General features: G+C 72.6%; 15 protein-coding genes. 6 read left to right on the plus strand and 9 right to left on the minus strand.

Going from position 1 to position 12760, the window contains the following annotated elements; all coding sequences use genetic code 11:
• The first annotated feature begins 18 nt into the window (after positions 1–18).
• Positions 19–798 (plus strand): hypothetical protein, encoded by a 780-nt coding sequence (locus ACPYO6_RS12340; protein ID WP_425714919.1) that lies wholly within the window; start codon positions 19–21, stop codon positions 796–798.
• Positions 799–801: 3 nt separating this feature from the next.
• The gene (locus ACPYO6_RS12345) at positions 802–1713 is read left to right on the plus strand and encodes an alpha/beta fold hydrolase (RefSeq protein WP_425714918.1); all 912 of its coding nucleotides are present in this window, start codon (positions 802–804) and stop codon (positions 1711–1713) included.
• A gap of 43 nt (positions 1714–1756) precedes the next feature.
• On the opposite strand, the gene ACPYO6_RS12350 is transcribed toward ACPYO6_RS12345, so the two are convergent.
• Positions 1757–2461: a hypothetical protein gene (locus ACPYO6_RS12350; protein ID WP_425714917.1), complete on the minus strand. Its 705-nt coding sequence runs from the start codon at positions 2459–2461 to the stop codon at positions 1757–1759.
• A gap of 21 nt (positions 2462–2482) precedes the next feature.
• On the opposite strand from ACPYO6_RS12350, the gene ACPYO6_RS12355 reads away from it, so the two are divergent.
• The 4 genes from ACPYO6_RS12355 to ptsP all read left to right on the plus strand — a co-directional run bounded on the left by ACPYO6_RS12355 (position 2483) and on the right by ptsP (position 6070).
• A complete protein-coding gene (locus ACPYO6_RS12355) occupies positions 2483–2851 on the plus strand; it encodes an MGMT family protein (protein ID WP_425714916.1) in 369 nt (122 codons plus the stop codon).
• Positions 2844–3920, plus strand: coding sequence for an Fpg/Nei family DNA glycosylase (locus ACPYO6_RS12360; protein ID WP_425714915.1), 1077 nt, complete (start codon positions 2844–2846; stop codon positions 3918–3920). Before ACPYO6_RS12355 ends, ACPYO6_RS12360 begins: the two co-directional genes overlap by 8 nt.
• 174 nt (positions 3921–4094) lie before the next feature.
• Complete coding sequence (locus ACPYO6_RS12365) at positions 4095–4361, plus strand: HPr family phosphocarrier protein (RefSeq protein ID WP_425714914.1); 267 nt, start codon at positions 4095–4097, stop codon at positions 4359–4361.
• Entirely contained in the window at positions 4361–6070 is a 1710-nt protein-coding gene (gene ptsP, locus ACPYO6_RS12370) for a phosphoenolpyruvate--protein phosphotransferase (protein ID WP_425714913.1), read from the plus strand. Before ACPYO6_RS12365 ends, ptsP begins: the two co-directional genes overlap by 1 nt.
• Before the next feature lie 67 nt (positions 6071–6137).
• Here ptsP and ACPYO6_RS12375 read toward each other — a convergent pair whose 3' ends face one another.
• The 8 genes from ACPYO6_RS12375 to ACPYO6_RS12410 all read right to left on the minus strand — a co-directional run bounded on the left by ACPYO6_RS12375 (position 6138) and on the right by ACPYO6_RS12410 (position 12741).
• Positions 6138–7529, minus strand: a complete 1392-nt coding sequence (locus ACPYO6_RS12375) for a PTS ascorbate transporter subunit IIC (protein ID WP_425714912.1) — start codon at positions 7527–7529, stop codon at positions 6138–6140.
• Positions 7530–7572: 43 nt separating this feature from the next.
• Positions 7573–7854: a PTS sugar transporter subunit IIB gene (locus tag ACPYO6_RS12380; RefSeq protein ID WP_425715053.1), complete on the minus strand. Its 282-nt coding sequence runs from the start codon at positions 7852–7854 to the stop codon at positions 7573–7575.
• A 63-nt stretch (positions 7855–7917) separates the two neighbouring features.
• Positions 7918–8364, minus strand: coding sequence for a PTS sugar transporter subunit IIA (locus tag ACPYO6_RS12385; RefSeq protein WP_425714911.1), 447 nt, complete (start codon positions 8362–8364; stop codon positions 7918–7920).
• Positions 8361–9203, minus strand: a complete 843-nt coding sequence (locus ACPYO6_RS12390; protein ID WP_425715059.1) for a GntR family transcriptional regulator — start codon at positions 9201–9203, stop codon at positions 8361–8363. The genes ACPYO6_RS12385 and ACPYO6_RS12390 overlap by 4 nt, the downstream gene beginning before the upstream one ends.
• Before the next feature lie 148 nt (positions 9204–9351).
• A complete protein-coding gene (epsC, locus tag ACPYO6_RS12395; protein ID WP_425714910.1) occupies positions 9352–9933 on the minus strand; it encodes a serine O-acetyltransferase EpsC in 582 nt (193 codons plus the stop codon).
• A 16-nt stretch (positions 9934–9949) separates the two neighbouring features.
• Positions 9950–10885, minus strand: coding sequence for a cysteine synthase A (gene cysK / locus ACPYO6_RS12400; RefSeq protein WP_425714908.1), 936 nt, complete (start codon positions 10883–10885; stop codon positions 9950–9952).
• Between the two features lie 369 nt (positions 10886–11254).
• Positions 11255–12391: a DUF1648 domain-containing protein gene (locus ACPYO6_RS12405; RefSeq protein ID WP_425714907.1), complete on the minus strand. Its 1137-nt coding sequence runs from the start codon at positions 12389–12391 to the stop codon at positions 11255–11257.
• The gene (locus ACPYO6_RS12410; RefSeq protein WP_425714906.1) at positions 12388–12741 is read right to left on the minus strand and encodes a GntR family transcriptional regulator; all 354 of its coding nucleotides are present in this window, start codon (positions 12739–12741) and stop codon (positions 12388–12390) included. Before ACPYO6_RS12410 ends, ACPYO6_RS12405 begins: the two co-directional genes overlap by 4 nt.
• Positions 12742–12760: the final 19 nt, after the last annotated feature.

Raw genomic sequence — 12760 nt, forward strand, 5'->3', positions numbered from 1 at the left:
GGCAACGGCATGAGGTCCATGAGCACGACGACGAACCGCCCGGCCGCCCCGCGCCGTGCCCCTGCGCTCGCGGGCGCCTCGCTCGCGACCGCACTGGTCCTCGCCGCGTGCGGGGGCGATGACAACGACGACACCACCGACGCCGCCACGACCGAGGCGCCGCCGGCAACGACCGAGCCGGCTGAGTCGGAGAGCTCCGACGGCACCGGCCAGGACGACGGCGGTTCGGAGACCGACTCCGACGCGGCTCCGTCCGACGAGGGCGAGGCCGAGGCTGAGGCCTCCTCCCGGGCGGACGAGGCAGCCTCCGATGCGGACGAGGCGGCCTCCGACGCGGGTGCGACCAGCGGCGAGGGCACGCCCGGCGGCATCGCCCCGGTGTCGCTGGTCTGGCCCGCCGAGTGGATGGACCTCACCGACATGCTTGCGCCGCCGCCGGAGGGCGCCGAGATCGAGATGGTCGGCTCCTCGGGGACGCTGATCTACCCGGCCGGGGTGCTCACCGTCTACACCGCCGAGTTCGTGGACGGTCGCAGCTACCTCGAGCTCGTGGAAGCCGACGGCGCCCCCGCCGACGCGCTCACCGAGATCGAGCCCCGCGAGGTCGCCGGCCAGACCGTGACGCCCTACGAGGTCGACCTCACGCCCTACAGCTTTCCGGCGATCCAGCGGATCTACCCGCTCGAGCTCGCGGACGGTGCGATGGCCGGGCTCACGCTGACGGCACCCATCGAGGAGCTCGAGGCGGCCGAGCCCCTGTTCGAGGCGATCCTCGACTCTGTGACGATCGAGGAGTAGCGCGTGGACGGCCGCCCCGCGCCGCTCGTGCTCCTGGGCGGCAGTGGCCTGGGCGGGTGGATCTGGGAACGCGTGACGCCGCTGCTCGAGGCGGCCGGCCACCGGGTGGTCACCCCGCGCCTGCGCGGCATCGACGGCGACCCGACCCCGGCCGCCGAGGTGACGCTGACCTCCTGGGTCGACGACGTCGTCGCCGCCCTTGAGACGGTCGAAACGGATGACGCCTCAGGTGCCGAGAGTGCGGGTGAGGGCCCGGATCTGGGCTCGCCGGGAGTCGAGAGTGCGGCTCAGGGTCCGCCCGGCCCGGAGGGCGTGACGATCGTGGCCCACTCGTTCGCGGCCTTCATCGTCGCGGGCGTCCTCGCCCGGCAGCGCGCGAGCACGCCTCCACCAGCGACGAGTGAGCGGATCTCGGCCCGGACTCCCGCGACGAGTGAGGGGATTCCTGCCCCGCGCACGACACCGGTCCGCAGCGTCGTCATGATCGACGCCGTCCTGCCGACGCCCGGCCGCTCGTGGTTCGACCAACAGGGACCCGGCGCGTCGGAGGTCATGCCGCTGCTCGCCGTCGACGGCGCGACGCCCTGGTTCACCCGCCAGGAGATCGACGCCCTGTTCCCCGGGCACGGCCTCACCGACGACGACTACGCATGGATGGCGGAGCGGGTGAGCGGCCAGCCGCTGGGCACCTACGCCGAGCCGGCCGCCGACCTCGAGCTGACGGACGCCGGGTTCGACCTCGGCTACGTGCGCTGCCTACGGACGGACCCGCCGACGTCGCACGTCACCGCCGAGAGCCCCGGCTGGCGCTACCGGGAGATCGACGCCGGCCACTGGCCGATGGTCACGGCGCCCGACGAGACCGCGCGCGTCATCCTCGATCTCGTGCAGTCACAAGGTTTGTCCAGGGAATGATCGACATCCGCCCACCTGAGGCAGACGACCGCTCCTGACCGCCTCAGCGGCGACGGGCCGAGCCCCGCACGCTGAGCGCGGCGCAGAGCGCGGCCAGGAGGACCACCGCTGCGGCGAGCGGCCCCGACAAGATCGCCGCCACACCCACCGCCGGACCCTGGACGAGCCAGGCGAGCGGCAGGTCGAGCCCCTCGTCCCGGCCGGCGATCGCCTGGACGCGCGCGGCCTCCGCCGCGTCACCCGGCTCGAACAGCGAGCGGCGCCAGGCCACGGTGGCGAGCGCGTCGGCGATCGCCGACGCCGCCCACCACGCGCCGCCCGCGACCAGCGTGGTCCACACGACCGGCGACACCCCGGTGAGCGCCGCCCCGGCGAGCCCGATGACGGGGCCGAGTGCCGCCGTCGTGGCAGCTCCGGCCGCGAGGCCGAGCCGGGAGGACCGGCGACCGAGGTGCCGGACGAGGAGCACGCCGAGCGCCGACGCGATGAGCCATCCGACGGCGACGACGAGCGCGAGGAGCCCGGCGCGCGCGCCGTCCCCGGTGACGAACGTGCCGACGAGCCCGACGACGAGGGGCACGGCGGCGATCGTGCAGACGAGCGCGGAACGGGTGCGTGAACGGCGGGCGGCGGCGGTGAGCTCGGCGCGGACGTCGATGTGCTCGTGGGGCACGGAGTCGTCGCAGTGTGAGCAACCAGCCCCGTGCGCGTCGGCGGAGGCGGGCGTGGGGAGGGTGGAGGAGGACATGATGCTGAGATCATAAGGAGCATGTCCGCACCGCAGCCCGTGGGGATCGCCACGACCGAGCTCGCCGAGCTCGTGCTGGAGGTCGCCCAGCAGGTCCCCGCCGGTCGCGCGACCACCTACGGCCTCGTGGCCGAGGCCGTCCGCGACGTCACCGGCCGGGGCAGCGCCCGTTATGTCGGCACCGTCCTCTCGCGCCACGGATACCGCGTGCCCTGGTGGCGGGTGGTCCGCGCAGACGGGACGCTCCCACGCCAGCTCCGCGCCGAGGCGAGCGCGCGGTACGAGAACGAGGGCACGCCGCTCGAGCCGCTGGTGCCGACGATGATCGACCTGCGCCGCGCGCTGTGGGACGCCCCGACCGAGTGGAAGGCACCCGACCGGCATGCCTGAGGGTCACTCGATCCGGCGCCTCGCGACCATGCTCGACTCGCTGTTCACCGGCGCGGTGGTGCGCGCGTCCTCCCCGCAGGGGCGGTTCGCCGCCGGCGCCGAGGCGATCGACGGGTGGCGCGTGACAGGCACCGGCGCGCACGGCAAGCACCTGTTCGTCGAGCTCGAGCCGCCCACGGGCGGGGAGCCGCGGTTCGTCCACGTCCACCTCGGCCTCTACGGCGCGTGGTCGTTCGTCACCGCGAACGGGTTCGCCCCGCACGCGATCGGGGCGCCGCGCCGGCCCGCGGAGGGTGGCCCGGCGAGCGACGGGACCGGTGCCGTCTCGCCCGGGGCGGGGCGGGGGACGACGCCGGGTGGCGTCGTCGACACCGGCGGGGACGACAGCCTGGCCGTCGACGTCGTGCCCTCCGATCCCATGGACACCGAGGACCACGGCTATGCCGAGCTCGTGGTGCCCGAGCCGCGCCCGACCGTCCGGCTGCGGCTCCTCACCGACGGGGTGGTCGCGGACCTCACGGGCCCGGCGCGCTGCGACCTCATCGACGAGGGTCAGAAGGACGCGGTGCACGAGCGGCTCGGGCCCGACCCGCTGCGCCCCGACGCCGACCCCGACCGCTTCGTGGCCGCCGTGCGCCGTACCCGCCGCGGCATCGGCGAGCTGCTCATGGACCAGTCGGTCATCGCGGGGGTCGGCAACATCTACCGGGCCGAGGCGCTCTACCGTGCGCGCATCCACCCCCGAACCGAGGGGCGGGCCGTGAGCGTGGCGCGGCTGCGGGCGATGTGGGACGACGTCGCGGGGCTGCTGGCCGACGGGGTCGAGCACGGCGTCATCGTCACGACCCGCCCGGAGGACCGCCGCGCGCCGCGGCCGGACTCGTGGGCGCGGGCCGCCGAGCGCGCCACCGACGAGGAGGCCGACTTCCGCTGGTACGTCTACCGGCGTGCGGGGCGCGCCTGCCACGTGTGCGGGCAGGCCGTATCGATCGACGACATGGCGGGCCGCACCGTGTTCTGGTGCGGGAAGTGTCAGCGTCTGCTGCGCTCGCGCGCGCGGGCGGCGTAGACGGGGAGGCGGCCGCCGGTGGCCACCGCCGACGCGGCGGAGGCTCCTCGGTTCGGGCATGCGACCAGCTGTCCCCCAGGGCGCCACCGAGGCACCACGAGACCTGTCGTCGCCTCTATCCTGGGCGCCACCGTCGATGCCGACCCTGGCACCGGCCATGCGGAAGGAGTCACCATGCCCCAGCGCTCAGTGATCGTCGCCTCCGAGCACGGGCTGCACGCCCGTCCCGCTCAGGAGTTCGTCGCGGCGGCGACGGCGTCCGGTGCGGAGGTGACCATCTCGAAGGTGGACGGCGCCCCGGTATCCGCGAGCTCGATCCTCTCCGTCATGTCCCTCGGCGTGAAGCAGGGTGACACCGTGGTTCTGGCGGCGGAGGGCGAGGGTGCCGACGAGGCCGTCGATTCGCTGGCGACGCGCCTCGAGAACCCGCAGGACAACTGATGGACGCGACGACCGAGGGCGTACTGGACGGCATCGGGGTGGGCCGACGCGGCGTCGTCGGCCCCGTGCGGCAGGTCCGGGGCGGGCCCGAGCTGCCTGCCGACGAGCCCGCGCCGGCGGACCCGGAGGCGGCGGTCGCCGAGATCGAGGCGGCGCTCGCCGCCGTCCAGGAGGACCTCACGGCACGGTCCGCTGCCGCGGAGGGCACCACCCTCGGCGAGGTGCTCGGTGCGGCCGCGCTCATGGCGGGTGACCCCGCGCTCTCCGCCCGCGCCGCCGAGCTCGTGCGCGCCGGCACCGGCCGCGCGCACGCCGTCCACGACGCGGTAGAGGAATTCGCCACCACGTTCGAGTCCATCGGCGGCTACATGGCCGAGCGCGTCACCGACCTGCGTTCGGTCGGCGACCGGGTGGTCGCGCGCCTGACCGGACAGCCGGAGCCGGGACTCGACCTGCAGGAGCCGGCGGTCGTCGTCGCGCGGGACCTCTCGCCCGCCGACACCTCGGCGCTCGACCTCGACCTCGTCCTCGGCATCGTCACCGAGGAGGGCGGGCCCACCTCCCACACGGCGATCATCGCGGGCCAGCTCGGCCTGCCGTGCGTGGTCCGGGCCGCCGGCGCGACGGGGCTCGCGGACGGGGAGATCGTCGCCGTCGACGCCGCGCACGGCCGTGTCGTTCTCGATCCCGACGACGAACTTCGGGGCGAGCTCGACCGCCGCTCGGCCGCGCTGGACGCGCTCGAGGCCGACCGGGAACCCGGGGCGACCGCCGACGGGCACGCCGTCCAGCTGCTCGCCAACATCGGCACGGTCGCCGACGCCGAGCGCGCGGCCGCGACCGCTGCCGAGGGCGTCGGGCTCTTCCGCACCGAGGTGCTCTTCCTCGACGCCACCGAGGCGCCGGCCGTCCAGGCTCAGGCCGAGACGTACGCGGCCGTGCTGCGGGCGTTCGCCGGACGGAAGGTTGTCGTCCGGACCCTCGACGCCGGCGCCGACAAGCCGCTCGCCTTCGCCAACCAGGCGGACGAGGACAATCCCGCGCTCGGCGTACGGGGCTACCGGCTCGTGCGCACGATGCCGGAGATCGTCCGCGACCAGCTGCGCGCGCTCGCGAGCGCGAGGGGCCAGGCCGGTGCCGACGCCGCCGAGCTCTGGGTGATGGCGCCGATGATCTCCACGGCCGGCGAGGCGGCGGAGTTCGTCGCGACCGCCCGCGAGGCCGGGCTCACCGACGGCGTGGGGCTCGGCGTCATGGTCGAGGTCCCGGCCGTGGCGCTGCGCGCGGACGGCGTCCTCGCCGACGTCGACTTCGCCTCGCTCGGCACGAACGACCTGGCCCAGTACACGATGGCGTCGGACCGGCTGCTCGGCGGGCTCGCCGACCTCCTCGACCGGTGGCAGCCGGCGGTGCTCGAGCTCGTCGCGCGCACGGCGGCGGCCGGGGTGTCCGCCCGGAAGCCTGTGGGCGTGTGTGGCGAGTCCGCCGGGGACCCCCTCATGGCGCTCGCCCTGACCGGCATGGGCGTGACGAGCTTGTCGATGTCGGCTGGTGCGCTGCCGGCGGTCCGGCACGCCCTGCGCTCGCATACGCTGGCCGAGTGCGAAGCGATGGCGCAGGCCGCGCTCGCGGCCGCCGACGCGGCGGGGGCGCGCGACGCCGTCGTCCATCTCCTGCGACCGGAGGCACGGGAGGTGCTCGCGGTCTGAGTGGACGACGGCGCCGTAGGCGTTTGTCGTGTCCGGCCCGGCTTGTCGTGTGTTCGCCAGGGTCCGATCAGGCGTCGGCGTCGACCGAAGCTGACTCTCTCGCAGCGGTCGCACGGCGTCGCCGACCCACGAGGGCACTGGCGACGAACATGAGGACGACCCCCAGCAGGATGCCCGCGACGATCGCCCACGTGCCCCCGAGCTGGTCGAGCCAGCCGATGAACAGACCGAACCCGTAGTCGGAGTCGCCGAACGTCGCGGCTGCCGACCCGAACTCGCCGAGCATGTCGAGAAGTGCAAGCGGGATGACCGTGATGAGCGCGCCGTTGGCAAACGCGCCGAGTACGGCACCGCGGCGGCCGCCCTGTGCGTTTCCGATGACTCCGGCTGCGCCGCCGGTCATGAAGTGGGCGATGATGCCCGGGATGATGACCGCGGTTCCTGCGAAGCCCATGATGGCCATGCCGATGATTCCGGCGATGAGCGAGGACAGGAACCCGATCATCACCGCGTTGGGCGCGAACGGGAATGTCACGGGCACGTCGAGCGCAGGCTTGGCATTCGGGACGAGCTTCTCGGAGATGCCCTTGAAGGCAGGCACGATCTCGGCGAGGATCACCCGGACACCGGCGAGGATGATGAACACGCCGGCGGCGAACTGTCCGGCTGCCATGAGTGCCCAGACCACATAGTTCTGACCGTCCGAGATCTCCGTCGAGACGTACGCCGGTCCGGCGATCAGCGCCACGACGAGGAAGATCAGCCCCATCGACAGAGCAACGATCACCGTGCTGTCCCGGACGAAGCCCAGTGACTTCGGCACGTTGACCTTCTCGGTCGAGTTCTCGGGGTCGCCCTTCGTCACCTTGGCGACAAGGCCGGACAGGGCGATGCCGACGCCACCCGTGTGGCCGAGCGCGATGTCGTCATTGCCCGTCACCTTGCGCATGAACGGTTGCACGAGCGCCGGAGAGATCGTCACGATCAGTGCTTCGGCGATCGAGCCCCAGAGGATGGCTTCCCACTGAGACATCCCTGCCGTGATGAGGAGAACCGCAATCATCGCGGACTGGTAGAGCGCGACGTGTCCGGACAGGTAGATGTACTTGAACTGCGTCAGACGCGCGAACAGGACGTTGAGGATCATCCCGAAGAAGAAGATGAGTGCGGCTGTGGTGCCGTAGTCGACGAGCACGGGGCCGACGATCGCCTCGTTGTTCGGCACGACACCTTGGACGCCGAACACCTCGGAGAACATGGCGCCGAACGGGTCGAGCGCGGTGACGACGACACCGGCGCCGGCAGAGAGCACGAGGAACCCCACGAACGTGCGGATCGTGCCCTTCATGACGTCCGAGCCGCTCTTGCGCTGCAGGGCGAGGCCGAGCAGCGCGATCAGGGCGACGAGGATCGCGGGTTGACTGAAGACGTCGACGAGGACGTTCAGGAACGAGTTCATGCGGGTCTGCTTCCTGTGTGGGCCGCGGCGGTGCGGCGAAGATTCAGCTCGTGTGGGGGATCCCGAGGCGCTCAGCCGTGGTGCGGACCTTCTCGACCAGCTCGTTCTGGTCGATGATCGAGTCGAGGACGACGACGTCGTCGAAGTGGGCGACCGAGTTCTCCAGGTCCTTGCCGACGAAGAACACGTCGGCGTCGGCGTTGGAGGCGGATCCGAGGTCGGCGTGCTCGACCTCGACGCCGTCAGCCCCGATCGTCTTCAGCGCCTTCTCGATGTTCATCCGGACCATGAGGGACGAGCCGAGTCCGGAGCTGCACATTGCCATGAACTTCACGAGTACTCCTTGAGTGGTGGTGTGCCGCTGAGCGGCGTGGTCGTGACGCCGGGTTCAGGCCGCGTCGACGACGGCGCGGACCTGGGCGTGGGTCGTGGAGGACAGGAGTGCACCGCGCCGCTCCTCGTCGGTGAGCATGGCGGCGATGTCGGCGAGCGTGTCCTGGTGGCTGGAACTGTCGGTCGCTCCCAGGACCACGACGGCGCGAACCGGGTGGTCGGGTGAGTCGGCGAGCTCGGTGGGGCGTGCGAGCAGGAGGAGCGCCACCGACGTGCGGTTGACTCCTGCCTCGGGACGAGCGTGCGCAAGCGTGATCCCGAAGCCGAGATCCATGTAGGTACCGCCGGGTTCGTTCACGTTGGTGACGATCTGATCGACGTAGCCCGTATCGACCGACCCGTCGGCGACGAGCGGAGCGGCGGCGCGACGGATCGCCTCCTCCCAGCCGAGGGTGTCGGCGAAGGTGATCCGATCGTCGGTCAGCAGAGTGGACAACATCATGCTCCTCGGGTCGTGGACGGCAGCCCCGCCGTGGCGGGGTCTCGGAGTGGTGATCCGGACGTGACCACGGTGAAGCTCGCGGTCGCGTCCGCCGAGGCGAATGTCGTCCGACCGTGCACGATCGGCCTGTGGTCGGGCGCGTACGCCGTGGAGGAGGTGTGCAGTCGGAGCGAACCGGCAGGTGCGTCCAGCAGCGCAGCGACGTCGCCCGTGGGGCGGACCATCGACACACTCACGCGGTCCTCGACGAGCTGGAGACCGTAGGTCTCGCGAAGGAAGTCGTACAGCGAGATCTCGTGAAAGTCGGTCGTCGCGACGGCGGGGTAGGCGTCGTGGGAGAGCCACACGCGGCTCAAATGATCCACGGTGCCGTCGACGGAGCGGAGGCGGTCGAGCCGGACGACCGGCGCGGTCGGGTGCACCCCGAGCTCGAGGGCGACGTCGGCGGCTGGTGCGAAGACACCCTGCGTGAGAACGCGGGACGTCACCCGCCGTCCCTCAGCCGCCATCTGATGGAAGAAGCCCGTGAGGTCGAAGACCTCGGTGCGCGGGCCGGCGCTCCGCCGTCGTCCCGTGGTGAAGGTCCCGCGGCCCTGCTCTCGCCGGACGATGCCGTCGCGGTCGAGCTCGTCGAGCGCTCGTCGGACCGTGATCCGCGATACGCCGTACTCCTCGCACAGCAGGGCCTCGCTCGGCAATGGGGTATCCGCCGGAGCCGGACCGAACCGGCGCATGAGGTCGTCGCGAACCGCTCCCCACTTTCCCCGGCGCCCGTTGACACGGACCGCTTCCGGAGGAGTGCTGGTGGTGGATGACATCTGCGCCTCGCTGCACATCATGACGACTGGGGAGAAACATTATGACAAGTTGCGGGAGCGTTCGTCAATCATCATGACAACTTGATGGGCTTCCCACCAACGTCGAGGGCCGAGAAGCGCGTGCTCCTCGGCCCTCGAATGGAAGCGCTCGGTGGTCGAGCGCGCCGGCTCAGATGTAGATCGCCGGGTCCATCCAGCGGGCCTCCTCGGCCGGCGGCTTCGGAGCCAGCTCCTTGGCCGGCACGCCGACGGCGGATCGTCCGGCGCCGACATCCTTGACCACCACGGCGTTGGCGCCCACGCGCGCGTCGGCCCCGAGGGTGACCGGCCCGAGCACCTTGGCGCCGGCGCCGATCGTCACGCGGTCGCCCACGGTGGGGTGCCGCTTGCCCTTGGACATCGAGACTCCGCCGAGCGTGGTGCCGTGGAAGATCACCACGTCCTCACCCACCTCGGCGGTCTCCCCGATGACCACGCCCATGCCGTGGTCGATAAACATCCGGCGGCCGATGACGGCGCCCGGGTGGATCTCGATGCCGGTCAGCGCGCGCGCCGCCTGCGAGAGGAGCCGCGCGGGCAGCCGGAGCCGCCCGCGCGAGCCGTCGGCGTGCCAGAGCCGGTGAGCCACCCGGTGCGCCCACAGGGCGTGGACGCCCGGGTACGCGAGGGCGACCTCGACCTTCGACCGCGCGGCGGGGTCGCCGTGCTGGGCCGCCTCGAGGTCCTCGCGCAGGAGGACCCAGAAGGGCACACCGGAATCATGCACGTCAGTCGACCAGGCCCTCGAAGAGCGCGGTCGACTGGTAGCGCTCGCCGAGGTCCGGGAGGACGACGACGATGGTCTTGCCCGCGAGCTCGGGCCGCTTGGCGACCTGGACCGCGGCGGCGATCGCGGCGCCCGAGGAGATGCCGACGAGGAGGCCCTCCTCGGTGGCAGCGCGGCGCGCGTAGGTCAGGGCGGCGTCGATGTTGATGTCGACGACCTCGTCGTAGAGCTCGGTGTCGAGGATCTCGGGCACGAAGTTCGCGCCGAGGCCCTGGATCTTGTGCGGGCCGGGCTTGCCGCCGGTGAGGATGGGCGACTCCTCGGGCTCGACGGCCACGAGGTGGAGCTCCGGCTTCTGCTGCTTGAGGTAGCCGCCGGCGCCGGTGATCGTGCCGCCGGTGCCGATGCCGGACACGAACACGTCGACCGCGCCGTCCGTGTCGTTCCAGACCTCCGGGCCGGTCGTGGCGCGGTGGACCTCGACGTTGGCCTGGTTGGCGAACTGGCGGGCGAGCACCGCACCGGGGCGCTCGGCGGCGACCTTCTCGGCGGCCTCGACCGCTCCGCGCATGCCGTCGGGCCCGGGCGTGAGGATGAGCTCGGCGCCGAAGGCCCGCAGAAGGGCGCGGCGCTCCTTCGACATCGTCTCGGGCATCGTGAGGACGACCGTGTAGCCGCGGGCCGCGCCGACCATCGCGAGGGCGATGCCGGTGTTGCCGGACGTCGCCTCGACCACGGTGCCGCCCTCGGTCAGCTCGCCGGACGCCTCGGCGGCGTCGATGATCGCCACTCCGATGCGGTCCTTGACCGAGTTCGCGGGGTTGAAGTGCTCGAGCTTGGCGAGGACGGTCGCGCCGGCGCCGTCGGTCACGCGGTTGAGACGGACGAGCGGGGTGCGGCCGACGGCCTGGGTGACGTCGTCGAAGATCTGGGCCATGAGGGTCCTCCGGTTGGTGGGGTCAACGGGCGTACTGGTCGGGAGCGCCTCGGGGGCGCGGCCGCACCCGTCGACGCCGGAGCGGGGCTCGGGCGGTGGGGGCCGGGTACGGCGGGGCGGGGGTCGGGAGGCCTGACGGCTCGTGCGGGCCCGACGCCCTAGCGACAGCCGCCGTCGGTGCAGAACGCGAAGTGCGGCGGAGGCACGAGGGACACCAGGTCGTCGCGCACGCGTCACCTCCCTACCGGGGCCGTCGTCGGCCATGAACGTTTGAACTCTCAACCACCTTAGCCGGTGGCCACCGTCCATGGTGCCTGATCGGTGGGGCCGGTCGGCACCAGTCCCACGCGCGTCCGGGATGTGGGCGCGTCAGTCACCCACGACGCCGGCGTCGCTCCCGCCGTCCGCTGCAGCCTTCCGGCCACCCGCCGCCGGCCCGTGCGGCTCGATCGCGTCGCGGGCCTGCGGACGGGGAGCGGCGTCGCCGAGCTCGGTGTCCTCGAGCCGGGAGACCGGCCGCGCGCGCTCCGCCATCGTGTTGAGCAGGGCGGCGCCGCGCCCGGCGTCGTCGATCGTCACGAGCTGGATGCGTCCGCCCGATCGCTCGACCCGGATCGCCTCGCCCCTGCGCGTGACGAGCCCGACGCGACCGTGGGCATCGGTCCGCAGCCCCCAGCCGCCGAACTCGGCGAACGGCTCGACCTGCACGACGTCGGACCGCACGACCTCGTCGGCCCGCGCCCGGAGCACGGTCATGCCGAGCATCGAGCGGGCGACGAGGCCGTCCGCGTCGACCCGCACGTGGAACCGGAGGAAGGCCAGCTCGAGGGCGATGAGCGCGATGGCGAAGACGGCGCCCCACAGCCAGCTGCCGAGCACGCCCATGAGAACTCCGATCGCGGCCATGACGAGGACGAGGGTGACGAGCACGCCCGTCGATACGCCGGTTCCCTGCGCCCACACCGCGCGCTGGGTCGGCCCGAGGTCGGCACGCTCGGCGTCCGCGGGCACGGGCTCGGTCGCGCGGACGACCGGGTCGTCCCCGGCGCCGGCGGCCGCGGCGATGCCGACGACGAGGCCCGCGACGGACGCCATGAGGATGCCGGCAAGCGGCTCGCCCGGCGGGTCGGTGAGGTTCACCTGCACCGTGGCGACGGCGATCCCCGCGAACATCGTGGCCAGTCCTGCCGAGAGGCCGACCGTCATCCGCCGCGTCATCGACTGCCGGCCGGTCAGGGCCGCAAGCGGGCACGTGATCGCCAGGCTGACCGCGCACAGGATGGCCGGCACGAGCAGCAGCTCGGTGCGGGAGCTCCACCGGTCCGGGCCGTCCGTGCCCCAGTGCACCGCCACCTGGCTCGGGAGGTCACTCGCGACCGCGGCGATGTAGATCCACGCGGCCGCCGTGACGAGGAGCGGGAGGGCGACCCCGAGCAGGAGTCGACGTCCGCGGTGGGGGACCGGGCCGCGACCGGTGCGGGTGGCTGTGGCGTCGGCGGTGGTCATGACTGCGGCTCCTTGAGGAGGTGGATGACGGTGTTGAGGGGGACGCCGGAGTCCGCGGCCGCCCGGCGCACGGTCTCGATCGCGCGCAGCAGCTTGGCGTCCGGGTAGGGGTGGTCGGCGCGGACCGTGGCGCCACGACCGCGGCGGAGCTCGATGAAGCCCTCGTCGCGCAGCGCCTGGTAGGCGTGCAGCACGGTGTGCTGGTTGACGTCGAGCCCGGCGGCGAGGTCCTTCGCCGACGGCAGCTTCTCGCCCGGACGGACCTCGCCGGCCAGGATGGCGCCCCGGATCTGGGCGACCACCTGCTCGAAGAGCGGTTCCGCCGAGGCGGTGTCGATGACGACCTGCATAGGTTCACTCTATAGTTCT

It is taken from the genome of Georgenia sp. Z1344, assembly GCF_049856295.1.
GTDB lineage: Bacteria > Actinomycetota > Actinomycetes > Actinomycetales > Actinomycetaceae > JB111.